At 58.7% G+C, this 22,572-nt stretch carries 23 protein-coding genes; 9 read left to right on the forward strand and 14 right to left on the reverse strand.

The annotated features are described in order from the left end of the window. Positions 1-93 precede the first annotated feature (93 nt). The gene (locus QEN43_RS11960; RefSeq protein WP_317963267.1) at positions 94-1,029 is read right to left on the reverse strand and encodes a lysylphosphatidylglycerol synthase domain-containing protein; all 936 of its coding nucleotides are present in this window, start codon (positions 1,027-1,029) and stop codon (positions 94-96) included. Between QEN43_RS11960 and QEN43_RS11965 the strand changes: the two genes are divergently transcribed. From QEN43_RS11965 to QEN43_RS11990, 6 genes are all read left to right on the forward strand, one after another. After that, positions 1,021-2,184: a DUF3080 family protein gene (locus QEN43_RS11965; protein ID WP_156912852.1), complete on the forward strand. Its 1,164-nt coding sequence runs from the start codon at positions 1,021-1,023 to the stop codon at positions 2,182-2,184. The genes QEN43_RS11960 and QEN43_RS11965 overlap by 9 nt on opposite strands. A gap of 244 nt (positions 2,185-2,428) precedes the next feature. Beyond that, entirely contained in the window at positions 2,429-2,866 is a 438-nt protein-coding gene (locus QEN43_RS11970) for a GlcG/HbpS family heme-binding protein (protein WP_026611278.1), read from the forward strand. A gap of 204 nt (positions 2,867-3,070) precedes the next feature. Next, complete coding sequence (ribA, locus tag QEN43_RS11975; RefSeq protein ID WP_026611277.1) at positions 3,071-4,384, forward strand: GTP cyclohydrolase II; 1,314 nt, start codon at positions 3,071-3,073, stop codon at positions 4,382-4,384. Then, positions 4,384-5,409, forward strand: coding sequence for a zinc-binding dehydrogenase (locus QEN43_RS11980; protein ID WP_026611276.1), 1,026 nt, complete (start codon positions 4,384-4,386; stop codon positions 5,407-5,409). Before ribA ends, QEN43_RS11980 begins: the two co-directional genes overlap by 1 nt. Before the next feature lie 17 nt (positions 5,410-5,426). Beyond that, the gene (locus QEN43_RS11985; RefSeq protein WP_026611275.1) at positions 5,427-5,801 is read left to right on the forward strand and encodes a 6-pyruvoyl trahydropterin synthase family protein; all 375 of its coding nucleotides are present in this window, start codon (positions 5,427-5,429) and stop codon (positions 5,799-5,801) included. An 8-nt stretch (positions 5,802-5,809) separates the two neighbouring features. After that, on the forward strand, positions 5,810-6,715 hold the full coding sequence (locus tag QEN43_RS11990; RefSeq protein ID WP_036269139.1) for a class I SAM-dependent methyltransferase: 906 nt from the start codon (positions 5,810-5,812) through the stop codon (positions 6,713-6,715). Between the two features lie 37 nt (positions 6,716-6,752). Here the strand turns inward: QEN43_RS11990 and QEN43_RS11995 are convergent, their stop codons facing one another. From QEN43_RS11995 to QEN43_RS12025, 7 genes are all read right to left on the reverse strand, one after another. Beyond that, positions 6,753-7,277 (reverse strand): CAP domain-containing protein, encoded by a 525-nt coding sequence (locus QEN43_RS11995; RefSeq protein ID WP_317963268.1) that lies wholly within the window; start codon positions 7,275-7,277, stop codon positions 6,753-6,755. Positions 7,278-7,379: 102 nt separating this feature from the next. Beyond that, the gene (locus QEN43_RS12000; protein ID WP_026611273.1) at positions 7,380-7,820 is read right to left on the reverse strand and encodes a molybdenum cofactor biosynthesis protein MoaE; all 441 of its coding nucleotides are present in this window, start codon (positions 7,818-7,820) and stop codon (positions 7,380-7,382) included. Further along, the gene (locus tag QEN43_RS12005) at positions 7,814-8,056 is read right to left on the reverse strand and encodes a MoaD/ThiS family protein (RefSeq protein ID WP_026611272.1); all 243 of its coding nucleotides are present in this window, start codon (positions 8,054-8,056) and stop codon (positions 7,814-7,816) included. The genes QEN43_RS12000 and QEN43_RS12005 overlap by 7 nt, the downstream gene beginning before the upstream one ends. A gap of 117 nt (positions 8,057-8,173) precedes the next feature. Beyond that, positions 8,174-8,794 carry an amino acid kinase family protein gene (locus QEN43_RS12010; protein ID WP_026611271.1) on the reverse strand — a complete coding sequence of 207 codons (621 nt, stop codon included), beginning with the start codon at positions 8,792-8,794 and terminating at the stop codon, positions 8,174-8,176. Beyond that, positions 8,772-10,172 (reverse strand): aminodeoxychorismate synthase component I, encoded by a 1,401-nt coding sequence (pabB, locus tag QEN43_RS12015; protein ID WP_026611270.1) that lies wholly within the window; start codon positions 10,170-10,172, stop codon positions 8,772-8,774. Before pabB ends, QEN43_RS12010 begins: the two co-directional genes overlap by 23 nt. Further along, positions 10,169-11,227: a hydantoinase/oxoprolinase family protein gene (locus QEN43_RS12020; RefSeq protein WP_026611269.1), complete on the reverse strand. Its 1,059-nt coding sequence runs from the start codon at positions 11,225-11,227 to the stop codon at positions 10,169-10,171. The genes pabB and QEN43_RS12020 overlap by 4 nt, the downstream gene beginning before the upstream one ends. Next, on the reverse strand, positions 11,217-12,227 hold the full coding sequence (locus tag QEN43_RS12025; RefSeq protein WP_051331891.1) for an ATP-grasp domain-containing protein: 1,011 nt from the start codon (positions 12,225-12,227) through the stop codon (positions 11,217-11,219). The genes QEN43_RS12020 and QEN43_RS12025 overlap by 11 nt, the downstream gene beginning before the upstream one ends. Before the next feature lie 11 nt (positions 12,228-12,238). Here QEN43_RS12025 and QEN43_RS12030 point away from each other — a divergent pair, with 11 nt between their 5' ends. Continuing rightward, positions 12,239-12,946 carry a HisA/HisF-related TIM barrel protein gene (locus QEN43_RS12030; RefSeq protein ID WP_026611268.1) on the forward strand — a complete coding sequence of 236 codons (708 nt, stop codon included), beginning with the start codon at positions 12,239-12,241 and terminating at the stop codon, positions 12,944-12,946. Between the two features lie 68 nt (positions 12,947-13,014). Here QEN43_RS12030 and fae read toward each other — a convergent pair whose 3' ends face one another. The 6 genes from fae to QEN43_RS12060 all read right to left on the reverse strand — a co-directional run bounded on the left by fae (position 13,015) and on the right by QEN43_RS12060 (position 18,680). Beyond that, positions 13,015-13,527: a formaldehyde-activating enzyme gene (gene fae / locus QEN43_RS12035; RefSeq protein WP_026611267.1), complete on the reverse strand. Its 513-nt coding sequence runs from the start codon at positions 13,525-13,527 to the stop codon at positions 13,015-13,017. A 103-nt stretch (positions 13,528-13,630) separates the two neighbouring features. Continuing rightward, positions 13,631-14,518, reverse strand: a complete 888-nt coding sequence (locus QEN43_RS12040) for a triphosphoribosyl-dephospho-CoA synthase (protein ID WP_051332118.1) — start codon at positions 14,516-14,518, stop codon at positions 13,631-13,633. Between the two features lie 11 nt (positions 14,519-14,529). Beyond that, the gene (locus QEN43_RS12045; protein WP_026611266.1) at positions 14,530-15,444 is read right to left on the reverse strand and encodes an ATP-grasp domain-containing protein; all 915 of its coding nucleotides are present in this window, start codon (positions 15,442-15,444) and stop codon (positions 14,530-14,532) included. A gap of 1 nt (position 15,445) precedes the next feature. Next, complete coding sequence (gene mch, locus QEN43_RS12050) at positions 15,446-16,441, reverse strand: methenyltetrahydromethanopterin cyclohydrolase (RefSeq protein WP_026611265.1); 996 nt, start codon at positions 16,439-16,441, stop codon at positions 15,446-15,448. Between the two features lie 47 nt (positions 16,442-16,488). Further along, a complete protein-coding gene (locus QEN43_RS12055; protein WP_317963269.1) occupies positions 16,489-17,670 on the reverse strand; it encodes an ATP-grasp domain-containing protein in 1,182 nt (393 codons plus the stop codon). Further along, complete coding sequence (locus tag QEN43_RS12060) at positions 17,667-18,680, reverse strand: beta-ribofuranosylaminobenzene 5'-phosphate synthase family protein (protein ID WP_036269138.1); 1,014 nt, start codon at positions 18,678-18,680, stop codon at positions 17,667-17,669. The genes QEN43_RS12055 and QEN43_RS12060 overlap by 4 nt, the downstream gene beginning before the upstream one ends. A 236-nt stretch (positions 18,681-18,916) precedes the next feature. Between QEN43_RS12060 and QEN43_RS12065 the strand changes: the two genes are divergently transcribed. Both QEN43_RS12065 and QEN43_RS12070 read left to right on the forward strand, forming a co-directional pair. Beyond that, complete coding sequence (locus QEN43_RS12065) at positions 18,917-20,200, forward strand: formylmethanofuran dehydrogenase subunit B (protein ID WP_026611264.1); 1,284 nt, start codon at positions 18,917-18,919, stop codon at positions 20,198-20,200. A gap of 620 nt (positions 20,201-20,820) precedes the next feature. Continuing rightward, positions 20,821-22,491 (forward strand): formylmethanofuran dehydrogenase subunit A, encoded by a 1,671-nt coding sequence (locus tag QEN43_RS12070; RefSeq protein ID WP_026611263.1) that lies wholly within the window; start codon positions 20,821-20,823, stop codon positions 22,489-22,491. Positions 22,492-22,572 lie beyond the last annotated feature (81 nt).

Consider the following 22,572-nt stretch of genomic DNA (forward strand, 5'->3'; position numbering starts at 1 on the left):
TGTTCTCAAGCTGTTTGACCAACCATGAAACGTCCGATGCAAACCTTGCATGGTCTATATGAATTCGAAGATTCTCGATACCGCAGGCACCGTTCACTCGCGGACGGAAACCGCTTCCCGGCGCCGCACCGACAGAAGCAAGAGCGCTCCCGGCAAAGCCGTCAACAAATGCAAGGCGCCGAAGATCAGAGACACGGCAAGGCTTTGCTCTGGCGTCAGCCCGGCGGGAGCGAGCAGAAACACAGCGGCCGCCTCCCGTTTGCCCCAGTCAGAAACCAGCGCCGGCAGCGAGCTGACACCCAGCAACAACAGCGGCCCGAGCATAAACACGGTCAGCGCATTGCCGGAAAGGCCCAGCCCGGCAGCTGCCAGGGCAAAGTTCGCCGCCAGCAGAAGCTGGATCAGCAGGGATAATCCATAATGCCCGGGCGATCGCAACGGATTGCAGAGGGCGAGTACAATCCTGGTATGGGATTGCGCCATCGGCCAAAAACGCCGAAAGACGACGACGGCCACGCTTGCCAACGACAGCAGCATCAGCGCGAACAAGACGATTTGAAGCGCGGGAAATTCGCTGTACAGTCTCAAGTAAACCGGCGTCAGTCCGAGCGCAATGAGCAGCAGGACGATTTTTCCGGAGAAACGGTCCACGGCCTGGCCGACGATGAGCTGCCAGTTTTCCGCGCTGCCCCGCATCAGCTGAAACCGCGCCAACTCGCCGACCACCAGCGGCGGACCACACTCGCTGACGCTCTGGCTAACCCAAAGGACGCGGATAAAGTCTTTGAACGGCGCCTGAACCCCCAAAGCTCGGCAAATCCGCCACCAGCGCAAAGCGAATGTGGCGATCGAGAGCAGGAACACTCCGACAATCGCTGCGCCCATGGTCGGGTCGAAGCGGCTGAGGTGAGCCATCAGCGCGGAGCGGTCGATCTTAGCGAAAATGAAGGCGAACACCGTCAGCATCAGGACGAAACGCACGCTCCGCCGGTTGAGCCACGTCCCCGATTTCAGGAGAACTTGTTTCACTACCTCAATGCCTTATCTGATATGGAAACCGTCGTCGGCTCGGGCGCCGTGAAATCGAACCCCGCGCGTAGTTTTAGAGCATGTTTCATCGGGTTTTTCGCGATCGTTCTCGCCTTGGGAGTGGCCGGCTGCTCCGGCAATTCGCCCGAAGCGATGTTCGAAAATTATCTCAAGCGCCTATCGAACGTAACCGAGGTTGAGCTCGACGAAGCGGCGGAAAAACCTGTCGTACCGCCTTATCCGAGAGCACGGGACATCGTGCTCCCGGTCGATGATATCCGAATTGGCGTCATCACTTATCTCGAGATGACCCGCTGCGGGCTGATCGCTGAAATCAGCTCGCGCAATAGCTCTCTCGGGCGAGTGCAGCGGGAAAGCGGTCGTTTCCTCTACGAGCTGAATACGTTCAGAAAACTTTCCGAGTGCGACGCGCGAACGCGAGGCCAAGACGAAGATCCGGAATTCGCCGACAAACTAAAATCGCTCCTACAAGCGAAAGCCGACAATTTACCTAAGGTATTCTGGAATGCTACCTTCGCGGCCAAGGAGTTCCGGGTTTTCATGGATACGGCTACAGACCCGCTTCAACGCAGCGAGGCGGTTTCCGTGGCCCGTTTCGAAAGGCCGATTCGGTATTTGGCCTCGCTGGGCGCGAGGCTCGAGGAAGCGCCTTCGATTCCCCCGGAAGAATTCGAACAGCACTATTTCGAACTCCAAATCGACAAAACCGGCGGCAAGATCGTGCGCGCCCTGAGCCTGAGCGGGTTTTATCTGGACCGGGCCGGGGAGCTTTTGGAACAAGCCGCCTCAACCGGACGAATGTGTCCGATGGGCAAGAAAACCCGACGGGCCGAATATCTTTTCAACGTCTTCGTCAAGTTTTACGCGGGCGAAGTGCAGCCCTACATCAGCCAGCTGCACCAAGCCGCTTCCCCTTTGGTCGAAAGCGTGAAATTGCTGAAGGAAGGCCAAAGGGTCGAGCTTCCCCCCGCCTTCGAAAGCTATTACGCCGCGACGCTCGATCCGGCAGCCGAGCAAGGCCTCTGGCATCGCTTCAACGCCGCACTGCAACGCCACACCCGGGCATGGCAGAGTGTGCTGAAACCCTGCGGAATGATGCCTGGCGGTCCCGTTACGCCGAGTATGTCTCAATGAGCCGTTCCTCGCGAGCCGGATCGACCGGCATAGGCGCTTACAAACGCGAGTCGCCCCTTGTCCCGCTCTGGCCGCGGAGCGGCCGTTCGATGCGGCCGGACCAAGCTGAACGATTGCTCCCGTGCTGAATGACATGTCGCAAAAGACGGATAAAATTGTCGTAGCCGAAGGATGACGCGGAACGCCCACCCGCCGCTCGGCACAACGAAATTCTGCTTTCATTTGGACATAACCAGGAAAATCCATGAGCACTCTGACACTCGATATCGCCAATGCCATCATCGACGGTGCCTTTAGAAAAGCCCGTGACTTGGGATTGGCGCCGTTGGCTGTGGCGGTCTTGGACGACGGCGGTCACTTGAAGGCCCTGCAGCGGCAGGACGGTGCCTCTTTCATGCGCGGGTCTATCGCTCTGGCCAAAGCCTGGGGAGCCATTGGAATGGGGGTATCCTCGCGGGAGTTGGGTAAAATGGCGAGAGAACGGCCCCATTTCATGACCGCCCTGACTGAAATAGCGGATGGTCGTCTCATGCCGGTTCCGGGCGGGGTTCTGATACGCTCGGCGGATAACCGAATCATGGGGGCGGTCGGCATCAGTGGCGATCTGTCCGATCTCGACGAAAGCTGCGCAGTTGCGGGAATCGACGCTGTCGGCCTAATCCCGGATTATGGGAAGAAATAGCAATATACTGGCGTTTCCATTCCGTTCAAAAGTCGATCGGCAGAGCCGTTTGAGCCTACTCGACGCCAACCGACCCCGTTGGCACGCCGATATTTTCCGGCGAGTGCAACCAATCTCGGCGCACGAGCCTCGTTTGGTATCGACTCCGGAATTTTGCTGTTTATACTGTTTGCCTTTTTATCGCTACCCCCGCAGAAATCTCTAGTGAAGAACCTGGTCAAGACTCGAATTCCCACCGGCTACGGCGAATTCACACTTTATCTTTATAGCGAGCACGGCAAGGACCACCTCGCTTTGGTGAAATCGAACGTAAACGGTGAGCGCGGCGTGCCCGTCCGGGTCCACTCGGAATGTCTGACCGGCGACGTCTTCGGCTCTCGACGCTGCGACTGTGGGGATCAGCTCAAGCACACGCTTCAGTACCTCGGGCGCTCACGCTGCGGCATTCTGCTTTATCTGCGCCAAGAAGGACGCGGCATAGGCCTCCGCAAGAAATTGGAAGCCTACAACCTGCAAGACCGCGGCCTCGACACCGTGGAGGCCAACATCAGCCTGGGTCACCAGCCAGATGAGCGGAACTACGGCGTCGCCGCCCTGATGCTCAAGGACCTGGGCGTTCGTTCGATCCGGCTCATCACCAACAACCCCCGCAAGGTCGACGAACTCACCGAATACGGCATCGAGGTCGAGGCGCGCATACCCATAGAAGTCGGCCATCACGACGACAACGCCGGATATTTGCGCTCCAAGGCCGAGAAGCTGGCTCATTTGCTGACGTTCCGGGAAAGAACGCCGTTCCATCGCGAACTAGCCTTCATCGAACCTTTGATCGACCAACTCTCGCTGGCCCAAGCATCGGGCGAAGGTGGCCCCTTCGTCACCCTGACTTACGCCCAGAGCATAGACGGTAGCATCGCCGTCGACAGTCAGGCTCCCTACGCCCTGAGCTCTAGGCAATCGCTGACACTCACGCATTTCCTGAGGGCGCACCACGACGCACTACTGGTCGGCGTTAATACGATCCTCAGCGACGATCCCCAGCTCAACGTCCGGTACTACGAGGGCGAGGACCCGCAGCCGGTCATTCTCGACAGCACTCTGCGGACACCCCCGTACTGCCGCGTACTGAGGCAGTCGAAAAAACCGCCCGTCATCGTAACGACTGGTGGGTCGGACCCGGCGAGGCGTGAGGCGCTGGCCGCGGCCGGCGCGAAAATTCTCGAGGTGGGGGCAAGCGAGGACGGTTGCGTCGACTTGAACGAGACGCTGCCGAAACTAAGCGAACTCGGCATTCGGACCCTCATGGTCGAGGGCGGATCAAAGATCATCAGCACCTTTCTCAAACATCATTTAGTGAATTACTGCGTGATTACGATAACTCCAAAAATCATAGGCGGACTTAAAGCCATAGACGATCTCTGCCGCTCTGGCGAACGAGCGCCCTTGCAAATCACGGACTGCCAGTACCATATCCTGGGTTCCGACATCATCGCCTTCGGTCCTGTCGGTTATCTCTGATGCGAGTAAAAGCCATTTATCATGTAGCCCCGAGAACGGTAGCGGAGCAGGAAGTCGATTTGCCCGCGCCGCGAAACGGAGAATTACTGATCAAAGCCCTGTGCTCTGCCATCAGTCCGGGCACCGAGTCGCTCATTTTCCGGGGCGAGGTACCCTCGGATCAGCCGCAGGACATATCCATCGGCAGCCTTCAGGGCAGTTTCAGCTACCCATTCCGTTACGGTTACGCCTTGGTCGGGGAGGTCGCCGCCGTCGGATCGGATGAAGACCGAGAGTGGCTGGGCCGGCGGGTTTTCGCCTATCACCCCCATCAAAACTACGCCGTAGTCGATAAAAAGGATTGTCTGATCGTGCCGGAGGACATTCCGGCGGAAAGAGCCCTGTTTCTCGCCAACATGGAATCCGCGCTGAATCTGGTTTTCGATACGGCACCCCTGCCGGGCGAGCGAATCATGGTTTTTGGACAGGGTATCGTCGGGCTGCTCGTTACGGCCATTCTCGCCCGGTTTCCGCTCGAGGAACTGATTACGGCCGATCCCGTAGCCATGCGCCGGCAGAAGTCGGTCGAACTCGGCGCTGCCTTATCCATCAATCCAGAGGTCAAACGCGAGTTCGCCGCTCTCAAGGACTGCCTGTTCTACGAAGGATTGGACGGGCTGGATGCCGCCATCGAAGTTTCGGGAAATCTTGCCGCCCTGAACCAAGCGATCGAACTGACCGGCTTCGCCGGCCGCGTTATCATTGGCTCCTGGTATGGGCAGAGCGAGGTGCCGCTCGACCTCGGCAGCCATTTTCACCGGCAGCGGATCCGATTGATTTCCAGCCAGGTCAGCACGATTGATCCACGTCTGTCCGGGCGGTGGACCAAGAAACGCCGGCTCGACCTCGCCTGGCAGTGGCTGACTGAAATCCGCGCGGAAAGGCTGATCACCCATCATTTTTCACCCAGCGCCTGCCAGGACGCCTTCGAGCTGATCGATAGCAAACGGGCGGGCGTGTTGCAGCCTGTCTTCGAATACACCTGACGACCCGAGGAACAGCGATGTACCAGCTCGCCATCACCCGCGATTTCATCGCCCGCCATTTTTTGATCGGGGGAGACTGGGGCGACGAAAACCACGAGCACAGCCATCACTACAAGGCGGAAATACTGATCGAGGGCGATCAGCTCGACCAGCACGGCTATCTGATCGACATCGTGGATCTCGAGCAAGCCGTCATGGCCCTGATCGGAGAGTTCAAGGACCGCGTGCTTAACGACCTGGAGCCTTTTCGGGGCATCAACCCCAGCCTCGAACGCTTCGCCCGCGTTTTCTGGGAACGGCTCAGGGACCGAGTAGACCTGCGCGGCGTCAAGATGACCGTCAAGCTCTGGGAAAACGAGCGGGATTGGGCGGCTTTCGGCGGACCGCTTTAACGCCCGCGGTGGACATTCCCTTTCACGACTATCTCGAAGCCAAATTCGCGCTCGATGAGCGCAGTCTGAACCATGAGGTTCGGAGCGAGTTCGCTCGCTGGGTATTTGAACAGCCGCGCTTGACCTGCCTCGATCTCGGCACCGGCACCGGCGCTTCCCTACAGCGCCTCTTGAGTCTACCAACGAACGCTCATTTGCACATCACCGCTGTGGATCGGGACCAAGCGTTGTTGGACATTGCCCGAGCTGGAATAACAAACCTATTACGGCAAAAAGGCCTAGGCGTCGCCGAAAAGGCAGACGGCGTCTGTGCCCGGCAAGGGCAACGCGAGATTGTCGTGGAATTCGTCTGCAGCGACCTACGGCATTACCAACCGAATAGAGCTCCCGGCTTCTATGATGCCGTCATTGCCCACGCCGTGATGGATCTCCTGCCGCTACGAACTATGGCCGAGCGGATAGCGCGTTGGCTGCGTGCAAAGGGAGTCTTCTACAGTACCATCAATTACGACGGCGAGACCGCGCTTTTCCCAGTCTATGCCGACGAAGTCTTGGAAAACCGCATCCTCGACGTGTACGACACCTCCATGGAACAACGCCGGATATGGGACGAAAACAGTGGCGGCGCCCTTGCAGGAAGACGGCTGCACAGTGTGCTCTGCGAAACCGGTTTCGAAGTGATCGCCTACGGCACCTCCGACTGGAACATCATCCCGTCACGCCGCGCTTATCGCGACCACGATGCCACTTGCCTCGCCGCTTTGCTGAACATGATCCGGAACGAAGCCGAAAGGTCCGGACAATTCTCGGGCGATTCGCTCGACCGGTGGTACCGGGAACGATCCGAGCGATTGGCCGCGGGAGAACTCGGCTTGATCGTCCATCAGATCGACCTCTTCGCGCAGAAGATTTGATCCACACGAACGGAAAGCTTCGACGGACCGTCACGTTCTATCGCCTGGCCTGCGTCATGGGAGCGGCCAAGACCATCGCCCAATAAGGCGAACCGCCGCCTCCAGTGCTCGCACAGGCGACTCCGACATCCTCGAAATCGGGCTCCATAATGGCGGAACAGTGTGACGGGCTATCCAGCCAGCTGCGCATGGCTTCACTGACCGTAAGCTGTCCCTGGGCGATGTTCTCCCCGTAAACCTCCCAGTCATAGCCGGTCCGGACGATTCGGTCTCCTGCCCTCCGGCCGTCTAGCCCCCGGTGGGAGAGGTAGTCTCTGCGGCTCATCTCTTCGGCATGTATTTTGGCCGCTAGGAACAGCTTTTGATTCCATCGCAGTGGTTTGGCCGGTCCGAATAGTATCCGGCCGCAGTATCTCGCCTGTGCACGTATGGCTCGCAGCTGGTCGAGGATTTCGCGCCTGATGCTGTCGGTGGACGGGCATCGGACGCTTGTAGCCTCGCGGGCGTGGGCGGGCAAAACCAGCCCCGCGCTTAGAACCAGACTGAGAACAAGTCTTGTCATATCAGCGATTGGGGCAATGTCATCATTTCAAGGCAAGAAACCGCATTTCCGGTGTCTGCCTATCGCGTTTCAACCCATGAGACAGGCCGTCCCGGTGGACCTTCAATACCCGCTGGTGTTTTTTTCCAGCCAGCGTTCGCCCAACGCCAAGGTTTCTTTCTTCCAAAAAGGCGCGCGGCTTTTCAGCTCTTCCATAATGTAGCGGCAGGCATCGAAGGCCGCACCGCGATGCGAGGACCACACCGCGACCAGCACGATGGGCTGATCGGGGAAAATTTCACCGACTCGATGAATGACGAGCGCATCCAAGAAACGCCAGCGGGTCTTAGCTTCCTCGACGATACGCTTAAGCTGGCGCTCGGTCATGCCGGGATAATGATCGAGAAACATGCACCGGACCGTCTCGTTCTCGTTGAAGTCGCGCATGGTGCCAACGAACGAGCAGGTGGCGCCGTATTTTCCGGCGTGACCCAGCGTTTCTGTTTGATAGCGTTGTAATTCCGCGTAAGGGTCGAATCCGGTCAGGCGAAGCTCGATCAGCACGTCCAGCCCCCGGTGACCGGCGGGAAAAACGCTACCTCGTCACCATCCTTGACCGGCGCGTCCGGCTCGGCATAGTCCATATTCACCGCGCAGAGAATGCGATCAGGCAGGTACTGCCCCTCACTCACCGCTTTCCACACATCGCTGACCGTGTCGATGCCTTCGGCGGCGAGAATGTCGTCCACTCGGCCCATTCTTTCCCGAAGGCTTCCGAAATAACGCACTCTAATCGACATGAGAGTCAATCTCTTTCACCATCACTATCCAAGGTTGCCGCCCCCTTCTTGGAATATCCTGAACTGCACGCAATCCATGGGGCGTTCACCCTTACTTCGATCAAAAGCGGAACTTTTTTATCCTGCGAAGCGATCCACCTGCGTGAACACTCCGGCGGGTTCTCTCAAACCTTCCCGCGCGCGTGGATAATCTTGCCGGTGGCCAAGCCAGGCCGCAAACGCGGCGCCGGAGGAAAAGTATTGGAAAGCGCCATCGACCACACCTTGTGCGAGAAGTTCAACATAGGAGGCAGTACCCGAAGGTATCGCCGCGGACTTTACCAAGAGCAGATTCGCCGCACCCAGACGTTCCGCCAGCCAAGCGGCAAGACTGTCCGAGGTAACATCCCACGATGCCGGAATGCTTGGATCGTCGATCAAGGATAGGTCAGGTAGCCATACCATCGATCGGCCGGATCCCGCCGAAGCCCGGAGCTCCCAAATGTCGCGCGCGGTGCCGAGTTTTGGGCACAATCCGCTCAACATCAAACCGTATTGTCCCATCGCCAGGAGCGCCATGGCGTGAGCCGTCTCGTCGCCGAACGACCAGCTTCGCTGCGCCGAGCGAACCTGATCGGCAAAAGGTCCTCCGCCAGGCACGATGACGACGTTCGAATCAGCCAGGGCATCCAGCCAGAACGGGAGCGTATCCGAGCCGGCCAGACTGCCCCCCAATTTAACGACCCACGTGATCGACACCGATTTTTTGAACCCGGAACTGCTCTAGCAAATGCAGGAGGGCCGAGGCCTTGTCGTAGCATTCCTGGTACTCCTGGTCGAGGATAGAGTCGGCCACAATGCCGCCGCCAGCCCAGAAGCGGATCGTGCCCTCCGAGTGCACCAAGGTACGGATGGCGATATTGCTGTCCATGTTGCCGTCGAAACCGATATAGCCGATCGACCCGCAGTAGACGCCTCGGCGATGAGGTTCGAGCTCTTCGATGATTTCCATGGAGCGAATCTTCGGCGCTCCGGTGATGGACCCGCCGGGAAAACAGCCGCGCAAGAGATCTACGGCGCTATGCCCTTCGGCTAATCGACCGCGGACGGTGCTTACCAAATGGTGGACGGTGGCGTAGCTTTCGATCTCGAACAGACCAGGCACGTGAACCGAACCTGGTTCGCAGTTCTTGCCGATATCGTTGCGCAGCAGGTCCACGATCATCAGGTTTTCGGCCCGGTCCTTAATGCTATCGCGAAGTTCCTGCGCCTTGGCGGCGTCTATCGTAGGATCCTGCGAGCGAGGACGGGTACCCTTGATTGGCTTGGTTTCCACGATACCGTTCGTCACTTTGAGAAAACGTTCCGGCGAGGAACTCAGTACCTGAACCTGCGGGAAGTTGAGATAGGCACTGAACGGAGCGGGATTGTACGACCGCAAAAGCTGGTAAGCCGCCCAGGGATTGCCTGTGCAAAAGGCCGAAAAGCGCTGGGCCAGATTGACCTGATAACAATCGCCCTCACGAATGTAATGCTGGACGCGCCTGAAAGCCTTTGCATAATAGGACTGGCTCATATTCGACACGACGTCGCTGAGCAGGTAGAAATCGGCCTGCTGCCAACCGATGGTCTGGATTTGGCTGAAGGCCCGAACCAGATGGGGCCAACGCACCGCGATAGAGGGATCGCGTCCTTGCGCAACTAGCCAGGTGCGACGCGCCCAGTGATCCACGACCACCGCCCAGTCGTAGATGCCGACAACCATTTCCGGGATGTTCTCCGCATCCAGAGCTTTTTCGGGCAGTCTTTCTAGCCTCCGTGCCAAGTCGTAGCCGAAGTATCCGATGGCGCCACCGCAAAACGGCAGATCCGGTAGTTGTGGAATGTTTTCGCCGAGGAACTGCATCACCAAGGAAAACGGGTCTTCCGGCGACAGGGTAATCGAGCCGTGCGATCGAATCTCGGTAAGCGGCCCGTGCGTGACAAGGGTGGCGAACGGATCGGCCGCAATGATGTCGTAGCGGCCTTGCCGACTATGCGGAAATCCGCTGTCGAGGAAAACCGCCCAGCGCCGTTCCGCCCACGGTAGAAACAAGGCGGCGCTGTCCTCGAAATAGGGCAGCTCTTCGACTCTCATGACGCCCCCACCTCCCTCATCGCCAAGCAAGCTACGGCTGCGGCGGGTGCGCAGTCCGAAGCCTGAAAATCGTTATGCGACGTCAACATTGAAAACAGTTCGCTGAAGTCTTTATAAGGAAACCCCGAACGCGCCGCCAATTCTCGCACCAGAAACCGCCCTACGCCAGCACCGATCAAAGGCGCGTCGTCGCCTATTAGACCGCGCGAGAGCTGACGATCCAGCGCCGAGCGAAGCTTCATGAGTTGTCGCTCGCGGAAGAACCGGGCCGCCTGCCGCCATTGCTTCATCGGCGCTGACTCCAGGTCCCGCCCAAACAGGCGAGCGAGACGCCGTGCGCTTCCCGTAAAGGTTTTTTCGCCACCGTCCGCCGCCGGCATCTGGTCGGCATGCTCGGGCAATTCGCCGCACAAACGGTAAACGTCGGCAGCGGTCGCGAAGTGCTCGGCCATCAGACCGATCCACTCGCCTTCGAAAGGGGCCCGATCGGCGATTGCCATTACCGGGGTTCGGACCACCCCTGAATAAATCAGCTCATCGTAGCGCATACGTTCGAAATCGGCATAGCCTCGGGTTTCGACCCGATGGTCGTGAATCAGCGCGATATCCGTCGTCGTGCTCCCGACATCGATGAACACGGCTTCGCGCAGATTGTCCGCCACCCACAGCGCGCTCGCCAGCCAATTCGCCGAGGCGATCTTGAGAATGCTCTCCGGAGTAATGGCCTCGGCATCGAGAAATCCGTCATATCCCGCGAAAAAACGAACGATGTGCTGCGGACAGCGCTGAGTCATCGCTTGGACCAAGGCGAGCACGCCTTGCTCCCGATTCTCGAAACAATCCGCGAGTTCGCCGGTCATGGTCACCGCATGGCGGCAGCCGGATCGTGGCGAAACAGTGTCCAGAATCCGACTCATCGCAGCGTGCAAGCGATCTATCCCCTGCCATAAGGGACAGGGCTCTTGGATGATCGCGACGATCTCGCCCGCACCGTTCAAGGCGGCTGCCTTGAGATGGGCGCCCCCGACGTCCCAACCGATTACGTCAACCGTCATCCCACCGCTCCAAACCGATCTCGACGGCCATTTCCGCTATAGGATGGACCTCCGGTAAGCGTCCGCTCCGCCACAAATCCAAAACCAGCGCGGCCGGATTGAAGCCTAAGAACTGCCGCAGCCCGGCGTAGGACGTGGTCAATCGAGGATTGACCTCGAGCACCTTGAGCTCCTGTTCGCACCGCAGCACGTCGACCCCGACATAACCCCAGAGTTCGGGCAAGGCCTCCGCAAGCTTATTGGCCAAGTCCTCATACGCGCTAAGACTGGTCCGGATGGCGCCGACCTCGCAACCGCGCAGGCTGAACCCGCCCCGCGATCTGTCGATCCGCTGCCGGTTGCAGCTCAGAAGCCGCGCCTTTCCGTGACAAAAGAGTGCGGACAGGCTCAAGGGCTCGCCTTCAACCAAAGGCTGTACGACATAGCCGGTGGGATCGCCGATCGCGGTCACCCAGGCTTGCCACTCGCTCTTGGTTTCGAGGATACGGGAACCTTCGCAGCCGACGCCGTCGTCCGGCTTCACCACCAAAGGAAACTCCAAAGGCGTCGATGTGTTCAGCGCAAATGTCGGAATTGCTGGGACACCCTTTTTTTCCAAGCGCTTTACGGTTTCGAACTTGCTCGCGGCAAGGCTTACGCCATCCCCTGAACTGGCCAACAGCGTCTTGCCAGCCGATTCGACCCGACGGCAAATCCGCTCCAGAATACCGCCGGTTTCAGGCGCGATAGGCCAGACGGCATCGCAGTATTCGATTTGATCATCAAGACAACGCTCGAGATCGTCTTTCCGATCCAAAAAAATCCAGTCAGTTCCGGAAAACGCTCGGTCGGAAATGGGGAAACGTACATCCCTGAACGCGATCGTCCGGATCTCCGGCAAATCGGATAAGTCCCGCAGGAGGGCCGTAAGCATCAACTCCCCTTCCTGCGCCAACGAACGCGGAATCGCTTCGCCGAGCATTCCGCCGCCGGTAATATATTCGAAAACCAGTATCCTCATTCACTCAGCCGATGGAAATCATTCCCGTCATTGACATCATGGGCGGCCTCGTGGTCCACGCGAAGGAAGGACGGCGCGAACAGTATCGCCCGCTGCAAAGCGCATTGTGTTCGACCGCCGAACCGGAGGCCGTCATACGCGGTCTGCTCGCTGTTCATCCGTTCAAAAGGATTTATGTGGCCGATCTCGATGCGCTGATGGGCAAAGCCCCCCAAACCAATCTGGCAATTGACCTTACGCGCAGATTTCCGGATATCGAATTCTGGATGGATCGAGGACTTCCGAGCGACGGGGATATACCTTTTTTTCAAACCGGGTCGAATGTTCGCGCCGTTATCGGTAGCGAATCGCTTTCCGAAAAATCTTTGGCGCTTCTAACCCGCTTGGAGCGGGACTTCATTCTATCGCTGGACTTTCTCGGCGATCGACTCCTGGGCGCGGCATCATTGCTGGACAGTCCAGAGCTTTGGCCGGAGCGCGTGATCTTGATGAGTCTAGCCCACGTGGGCAGTACGGCGGGTCCCGACTTCCACCGTTTGGCATCGTTTAACCTGAAGCACCCCGACAGGCGCTTCATTGTAGCCGGAGGCGTGCGGAATGGACATGATCTGAGGCGGCTCAAAACGATGGGAGCGGCCGGGGTTCTGGTTGCCAGCGCGCTGCATTCTGGCGCTGTCAACCCACGGCTGATCGAGGATTTGGGGAAAACGGTGATTTGAGGAGACTGCGCGATTCTGGACGAAAAAACGTTGCCCCGCTGCGGGGCAACGTTTTTCGACAAACGCGATTATTTGTGCGCGGCGAAGGGATGCTCGACCTGTCCCTTCTGGGCCACAACTTCGGCAGCCTTGGGCTCGCCGGCAACGGCGCGCTTAATAGCCAGCTTAGTGGCTTCGTAGTTGTAGTCCTGGATTTTCGCGTCGTCTTCCGCTAGCCAATGGATAAATACGCCAACACAGATAAAGATGTCGTCAGCTTCGTCGGCAGGAATGGTGCCGTCCTCAACGCAATCAGCCACAGCCATCGCGACACCGCGTTGCGCCGGCCCAAACATCTGGGTGGCCTGCTTGCCGTTCTTGATCGTCACCTTATTGAACATGACGGTATTCGGCTTGACCATCAGGTTCGGCGCTACCACCGCAAGCAAGCTGCTGAATCCGTCCTTGTTATTGGTGACGCAGTTAGCGAAAGCCGTCTCTGCAGCGCTGCCGCGAGGCCCCATAATCAGATCGATGTGAGCGACTTCATTGCCGCCGCCGCACAAAGCCTCACCCACCAACATTTTATTGATTTTCCCCATTGCTAACTCCTCTTTGGTAAAAGAAAAAACGTTCGAAGTAACGACACTGCCTTATCCTCCTCCCTCAAGCGAAACAAAATTCCCTATTTGTGCCGACGTGCCTTTACGCTTCCCGGAAACGGCCCGTCTTTAGCTGGCACTGACTCAGCAGCGTTTCCAGCCGCACGGCCAGTAAACACGCCACTGTAAGATCGGCCGTCGTACCCGGATTGATTCCGCAGGACTTGAACTCTGCATCCACTTCGCGCAGGAGCGGCATAACCTGTTCTGGTCTATCGGAAACGGATAACGCCTGATCGATCTGTGTCATTCGGCTGGCAATCATCCTTGTATATCGAGCACCGAATTTGCGCTCGACGTGGCTGTCGGGAATACGCTTGAGCAAGCCTGCGAACACCGCCACTGCCGACCATTCTTTATCGCCCCACTGGGACAAATTCCTATGATAACTTGGAATGGCAAATTCAAAAATATCTACAAAAGAATTAGTGTATTGATAAGCAATTCGATCACGATGTTCCGAGATGCGCATGGCTTCGAGCAAAGTGACCTGCGGCGTGTCGCGAACGTCCTGCTCCGGAGCTTCGCCAAGGCCGCCCGGCTGCGCCAGCCGTATGGCCTTGTAAGCCCAGTCCGCATCGACCTGTGTCGTAGCAAGCAAAACTCTCCGCAGCGCAGCCCTGAGCGTCTCGTCTTCGTGAATCGTCTGGGCCGCCTGCAGTAGCGGTGCGGCCAACAGAATGATGCCGAGATTAGTATTGCAGGGGACAACCGCGCGGGTGGCCCGAGTCGCGTGGTAGATCCTCTCACCCAAGGAAAGAGCGGGGTCGCAAAGGAAAGGCCCGCTGGCCGCGGCGCTGCGGCGGAAGTCTTCCACGGTCATATCGTGGGCTTCCGAATAAACGCTGACATTACCGGGTTTAAAAGCGCGAAGTTCCGTTTCGCAGGCGTCGAGATAAGCGGACAATAAGGCGTCCCGTTGAACAGGCATCGGCACCGTCGTCACCGAACCCGGATTTCCTCACGGGATTCGGGCTGGCAAAGCGACAGAAAATCTTCGACCAGTAGATCGGCGATCGAGACCTTGCTGACGCTTTGAAGCCCCTTCCATGCCGGAATGCTGTTGACTTCGAGCACGCTGTAACGACCGTGATGATCGCGTATGATGTCGACCCCGGCGTAGTCCATGTCCAAGACCTTGACCGCATCCTCCGCCAGCCGGCATAGCAGCAAATCGTCGAGGCGCACCGGCTCGCAGCGAGCGCCTTGGGCGACGTTGTTCAACCAGCTGACGCCGCAGCGCCGCATGGCGGCTACGGTCTTTCCTCTAATGACGAATACGCGGAAGTCGTGGGACTGTTCGCCGCAGCCGACGAAACGCTGCAGGTAGAAGACACCATTGGTGTCGCTCAAGCGGGCCAGGTCATCCGGCTTCTCATACCGCTGCAAACCTTGTCCCTGGGAACCGAACAGCGGTTTGGACACGAGTTGATGGCCCGCTCGCAACTCCCGCTCGGCCAATTCGAGCGCCTCATCACGGCTGCCCAGCACCCAGGTGGGCGGCGTCAGAATGCCGGCTCGCTGCAGCAGGAAGCTGGTCATGGCCTTGTCGACGGTACGCTCGATTGCCCGACCATCGTTATATACCGTAATCCCGAGCAGTTTCAGGGCGTGCAGCACGTCCAAGTAAAACACCACCTGATCCAGCGAGCCACCGGGCACGCCGCGCACGAAAACGCCATCGGGGAGTCTATCTTCGAATCCCGGCAGAATCACCGGTAATCCGCCGGACTCGAGATTCAGCCGGCAGGCGGTCAAAGAGACGTAACGATAGCCATAACCGTGCGCAGCCAAAGCCTCGCGCAGCCGCGCACCGTGCCAGCCCGGATCTTCGGTAATAATCGCAATAGTGCCCAAATTATTCTCCGAAGGACCGCTCCAGTAGCGCTTCGTCGAGCTTGCCCGCGTGGAAACTGCGGCCGGACTCGACGGCCGTGACAATGACGCTAGCCGGGCTGAACAGCATCGGATCGATTTTGAAGAAATCGTATTTGTAATCCTTGAACACCTCGGCAAACGGCCTGCCGTAATCCCGCGAAACCGAACTCGGCAATTCGTTGGCCAATGTCTCTGCCGCCTCGTCGCTGCCTTTCACGAACAAATGGACGGTGCCGCCGAACAGAATAGCGTCGTTGGTCCGCCCCATGGCCTTTACGAAATTGGGGTGAGGCGGTGGTACCGGGGCAGTTCCGGTGCCATCGATGATGTTGCCCAGCGGGAAATGGAGCGAATGGGCCTTGTGCAAGGCGACTTCCAGTACGCGGCCTACGACCTGCATGCCGCCGGCGAGGCTGGATGTCGGGGTTAGGATGACGTGCACTCCGCTCGCATCCACTTTGCATGCCTTGGCGATCTTCTCGATCACTTCGACCGGCGGCACCTTGTCCACCTCCATGACGATAGCCGTCTCGTTGCTATGGTCTCGATAGCCCAATTCCTTATAAAGCTCTTCCACGGGCTCCTCGTTGCCGTCCTTGACCTTCGTCGCCAGCGCACGCGCCGGCCCCGAACCGAGCGCATAAAAGGCGTTCTTGCCCTCTCCATGAGACAGGCTCCAGCCGGCATACTGGCTGCCCAGGCAGGCAATTACGGGATTGGTGGAATGAACGTTGACGGTGAGCGGCCAGCGACTGAAGGTTGCCGAGTGGGTCAGCGTAACCGTTCCGAGTCCGCCCATGCAGACTTCCGCGATCAAGCGCCCCGCCTCCAGACCGCCCACAGCATCAATGCCGGCGTCGATGATTGTGCAGCCGTTTCCCAGCTTGTCGACTTTAAGCCGCAGCCTGTCGGCATTGGCGATCATATATTTGACGATGGGAAGCGCGTGCGCATTAACGCTGACAGTATGTTGCATGGTTACCCTCTTGCCCGGTTCATTGACAAAAATGTGATTGTACTCGGCTAGCTTCGAGCTGCGTACAATCGCTCGAACAACTCGCTCTCCAGCCGTTCGATCAGGCATTCTACCTGTCGTTGGTCCGTCCCCTCGGCGCAAACGGTGCATACCGGCTGACCAACACCGATTCGCGTACCGGTCACCGGCGTATCCGTGCACCACTCGGGCCATCTCGTTTCCTCCGATACCTCGAGATCGAACGGCGCAAAAAAAACCTTGAAAGCCCGAACGGTACCACTTGCGGCCATTTCATCCGGCATTTCGCCGCGGCACGCTCGAATATGCGCGGCTAGTAGTCCGTGTGGAAAATCGTCGTCGTACAGGGCCATGGTGGCGCTTGGCCTTGGATTCACTTCCAGCACCCGACAGGTTTCACCATCGAGCATGAAATCTAGGCTGTTCAATCCTCTGAGCGAAACCGCTCGAGCCAGGCGCGCGACATACGTCTGCACCTGCCGACGCTGTTCCGGCGTGAGGTCCGCTCGATTGACAGCACCGGCAAACAAGAACGGCTGCCCGACAAGATGACCAGCTGTGCGCAGCGTATTGAAACCGATGATGCGCGCGTCTTCGCCATTCGCGAGAAACAAGGCGGACAGCGCCTTACCGGGAAGCCGGCGCTGGTAATAGGCACTCGAATCGGGTTCCACTCGAGAGCAGGGACGCACGCCCTTGCCGCCTTCGCTGCGGGCGGATTTGAGCAGCCAATTCTCCGGATCGGGCGGCAGTTTACGGCTCGATTCCGGATAAGGAATACCGAGCCGCCGCAGTGTCTCGAAAAACGCATCGGGCGTTTTCAATAAACGGAGAATTTCCGGAGGATTGCCGTATAGGGTCCGCCCTCGCGCGAGTTCTTCGAGAGCGGCGGAATCGGCGTCTAAGCCACTGCCGTAGACCAAAGCATACCCATACCCCGCAGGCGCCAGCCGCGCGGCGGCCCGCAAAAGGCTTTCCCGCTCGAAACCGATGTCGGCGGCGTTGACCGCCTCGCAGTATGCCGAACAAGCGCGCGTCTCCCGATCGGCGAAAAGATCGATCGAGACCGGCCGAATTCCGGCGCGCGCCCCCGATTGCGCCAGCATTCTCGCCGAGCTGCCGACCAATAGCAGGCGGTGCGGCAAATCGTCCAGGACTTCCAAGGATCGATCAGCGGTTTCACGGCCCGGGGCCCGGAGCGCCGGCGTCACACACGAAAGGACTTTTCCCGTGACGCATCCACACGCTCAAAGACGACAGCAGCGCCCTGATTGCGCGGCGTCGCCAGCAGGAACTGGATGCCGGCCTGTCCGGCAAACTCCCGCCGCGCTGCACGGACCAGCGCTCCCCCTTGCGTCGCGTTTTCGACCAGGCAAAAACCGGTCGGACCCCAGGAGCTTTGACCGATGCCGACGGCGCCTTGCGATTCCAGGAAAGATAGCGCGTCGGCGACATCGGCACTGGTGAAACGTCCGCCCTGAGCCGGCGCGAAATAATCGCCTATCGAACGCTGTAACTCCGCGATGACATCCCCGAAACCACGGATGTCGCGCTCGACCAATGCGGGTAAGCCTTTCATGAGCAGCAAATGGCAGAGATGCGCGGCCTCCTCCGCGGGAAAAGCCGGCAACGCCCGGAAAGCCTCGATCTCGTCCTCGCCATGAAGCCCGGAATCCCGCTCGTCCAGAACCAGAATGAGACGCCAATCGGCGGGAAACTCGAGGCGGGTGATCACCGGCGGGATGAGCGTGTTTTCGCCGCGCCCCCCGTCGACTACCAAGCCGCCCTGTTCGAATACGGCAATACCGATACCGGAGCGTGCCCCGCGCTCGACGATCGGCGCGAGATCTCGTACCGCTAAATCGAGGTCGAACAGTCGCGACAAGGCCATGCCTACGGCCAATTCGAGCTGGGTGCCGGAGCCGAGTCCGATATGCCCCGGTATCGCTTCCTCGACATGAACGTCCACCGCGAACTCCCTCCCCAACGCGGAGACGAACTTGTTTACGGCGGCGACGGCCCGATCCGCGCTGGGTCCATGTGCCGTCAGCCGATCCGAAGGCGTCAACGACACTCTGGTCGCAATTTCGTTGATGGCGAGTCCTATACTGCCGAAACGCCGCCCCAAGGATCCGCTGAGATCAAGGAAGCCCATGTGCAGACGCGCCGGCGCGACGACGCGCACGCGAAGCTCACGGTGGGATAAAGAATTGATCGGCATTGGCTAGAACGACTTCCGGAGAACTACGGTCGATTCTGCTCGAGACGTAAGCATGAAGAGACATGCTATTGCATGGTCTTCGCTTTGTCGACCGTGGAAAAACTCGAATTTTCCAGGCTACACAGTTCATCTCAAGTTGAAAATTCCGGCCGAAGACCCTATGCTTGACCGCTCCCGACACCTCCTTGTTCTTGAGCCTTTTCGCCATCCAATCCAGTATCCAGTTAGGGAAGGGCATGACCGAAAATACCCAAACCCGCGTGTTCGAAAACGTTCCCAGCCCGTTTTGCGGCATTGCCTCGGACGATTTGAAAATCGAAGTCGAAGGCCACCGGGTTAAAATCATCGAGAATGGTGACGCCGTAACGACTGCCGGTTTCGAACGGCCGATCACCGATACCGCTCCGCGCATCGCCGGAAACACGGCTACCTTGGATCAGGCGGTCGCGCGTGCTGCGGAGATTCTGAAAAGCGCTCGCCTTCCGGTGTTCAGCGGCTTCGGCACCGACGTCAACGAAACCCGCGCGGCGTTGTCTCTGATCGATCGTTGCCGCGGCATTTTCGATCAAATGCGGTCCGAAGGCGGTTTGCGCAATCTTTTGGTCTTGGCCGACTCCGGCTGGATGGCGACCACCCTAGGCGAACTCAAGAATCGGGTGGAGGTTCTGGTTTCCTTCGGTACCGATATCGAACTCGATTTTCCGCGTTTCTTCGAGCGTTTCATCTGGAACAAAGAGACCCTATTCGAGGGAGACACCAGCAAGCGGGAAATCATCTTTATCGGCCGCGCCCCGAGCGGACAGGCGGCTGACGCGCCCGACGGCCGCGCCCCGAAAGTCATCCCTTGCGCTCAAGAAGCCTTGCCGGACGTCGCCGCAGCGCTTTCGGCTCTTGCAAAAGGCGCGAAACTACAGGCGGAACAGGTCGCCGGCATTCCTATCTCAGAGCTGCAAGCGGTCGTGGACCGGCTGCGCCAAGCCCGTTACAGCGTCGTGACCTGGGCTGCGGGGCAACTCGCCTTTCCTCACGCCGAACTGACCGTCCAGCAGCTGTGCCAAATGGTGTCAACGCTAAATAAAGACACCCGCGCCGCGGTACTGCCGCTAGGCGGACAGGATGGCGACCGCACGGCGAGCCAAGTATGCGCCTGGATCAGCGGTTATCCCACTCGCGTCAGCTACGCCCGCGGCTACCCCGAATACGATCCTTACCACAACAGCACGGCACGACTCCTCGCTAGTGGCGAAGCAGACGTCTTGTTCTGGATTTCCAGCCTAAGCACGACACCGCCCCCAGCGAGCAGTGTGCCTACGGTCGTCATCGGCCGCTCGGGCATGCGCTTCGAATCCGAGCCCGAGGTCTTCATTCCGGTGGGCGTCCCCGGTATCGACTTCCCCGGACATATGTACCGTTGCGACAATGTCGTCGCCCTGCCGCTGTATCAAATCCGCGAGTCCGGCCTCGCCAAAGCCGCTGACGTACTGCGTTCCATTGAGCGAATGCTCGGCGAGAACGACTGACACCACAAGCCGACAACCCACGGCCTCCCCGAACGCTCCGCGAGGACTCGGGGAGCTCGACTCCACCACTTCCCAGTAGGCCCGAAAAACCTTTCGAAGGGCCTGTCTTGAGCTCGGTCGAAAGGACTGTCCTAAACAAAGTCGAAAGTCTCACGACGAACAGAGGCGATCAAGGAACCAGTTTCATGTGATACCCAATCGACCTTTCCGAGTTTGCGAAGACTTCTCGACAGAGGGTGACGCAGCGGGTCTTGCCTCAGCAGGATTGCCCAACCTCTTCGTACGCGCGAGGAGGCGTTCACCACTAAGTTGAAAAGTCAAACCCGGTTGCTTATTCTTACAAAATTTGCCACGTCGATAGCAGAGTCTTTGCATCAGGGCACACCCTGCGGCTAATAAGGGCGTAGGCAACTCGGCGTAATTTGGGCAGAATACATAGCCGATAACTTTTTTACGACTCGATACTGGTTTTGCGCCCAGGGACGGCGGCTGATTGGAACTCTTTACACCACTCCGATGCTAGTACCGCCTTCCGATCCGGCTAATCGTCCTTCAGTGTTTCGCCCCCAGTCCGCTACAGCAAGACCGCTCCGCTGAAACGATTTCCAAAGGAGATTTTCATGTTGATAAAACTTACGGGCGGCACCGTCTACGATCCCATGCACAACATCAACGGCGAAGTGCGGGATATCTATATCCGCGACGGGCGCATCATCGCCCAAGCCGACGTTTCCGACGCGATGCCCGATCAGGAATACGATTGCCGCGGCAAAGTGATCATGGCCGGTGCCATCGACATGCATACCCATATCGGCGGCGGCAAGGTGACCATCGCCCGCAACCTCCTGCCGGAGGACCACCGTGCCGATCCCTCGCCACGTTCGGCTTTGACACGCGCGGGCTGCGGCCATGCGGCACCTTCCACGCTGACCACCGGCTATCGTTACGCGGAAATGGGTTACACCGCCGGCTTCGAGCCCGCCGTGCTCCCCATCAATGCTCGCCAAGCACACATGGAAATGGCCGACGTGCCGCTCATGGACGTAGGCGGCTATGCCATGCTCGGCAGCGATGATTTCTTTCTGCGTCTGCTCGCATCCGGCGCCGACCAGAAAATCATCAACGATTACGTAGCCTGGACCCTGCATTCCAGCCAATGTATCGGCATAAAAGTGGTCAACCCGGGCGGCATCAGCGCGTTCAAGTTCAACCAGCGCAAACTGGACCTGGACGATCAGCACAGCTATTACGGCGTTACGCCCAGGCAGGTTCTTCAGACACTCGCCAGAGCGGTGCACGAATTAGGCGTACCCCATCCGCTGCACGTACACGGTTGCAACCTGGGAGTCCCGGGAAACCTGGAAACGACGCTGAACACGATCGCCGGCATCGAAGGCTTGCCGATGCATTTGACCCATATTCAGTTTCACAGCTACGGCACCGAGGGTGACCGCAAGTTTTCCTCGGGCGCGGCGCAGATCGCCGAAGCTATCAACAAGAACCGCAACATCACGGCGGATGTAGGGCAAATTCTGTTCGGACAAACCGTTACCGCATCGGGCGACTCCATGCGCCAGTTCGCCAACTCCAACCACGCCCATCCGAACAAATGGGTGTGCATGGACATCGAATGCGATGCCGGCTGCGGCGTCGTGCCGTTCAAGTATAAGGACCAGAATTTCGTAAATGCCCTGCAATGGTGCATAGGTTTGGAAATCTTCCTGCTGGTGGAGGACCCTTGGCGAATTTTCCTAACCACCGACCACCCCAACGGCGCACCGTTCACCACTTATCCGCATTTGATCCGGCTCCTGATGGACAAAAGCTTCCGCAACGACATGCTGTCGACCATCAATCCCGATGCCGCCTCAATGAGCACGCTCGGCTCCATCGACCGGGAGTACAGTTTGTACGAAATCGCCATCATGACCCGCGCCGGCGCCGCCAAGCTTCTCGGCCTGAGCGACCGCGGCCACTTGGGGGCCGGGGCCGCCGCGGATATCACCGTGTATACGGAACAGGAAAACAAGGAAGCCATGTTCGCCAAACCGGACTATGTATTCAAAGACGGCGAATTGGTCGTGCGCAACGGCGAAGTCGTCAAAATTGTCTGGGGCAACGTGCACACGGTGAAACCCGAATTCGACCGTGCCGGCATCGAAGGGCGGCTGCGGGACTATTTCGAGCGCTATCACACCATGAAAATGGACAATTTCATTATTCGCGACTGGGAAATCGAGCACGACGGGCGCAACAAGATTCTGGTCCACCCCTGCGTAGGACACGCCTAGCGAAAAGCGGCGAAAGACGCCCTCTCCACTGAAACGCAACGGTACCCCGATAACATAGAACAAACGAGCCGCGAGGAATTG

This window comes from Methylocaldum szegediense (assembly GCF_949769195.1).
GTDB lineage: Bacteria > Pseudomonadota > Gammaproteobacteria > Methylococcales > Methylococcaceae > Methylocaldum > Methylocaldum szegediense.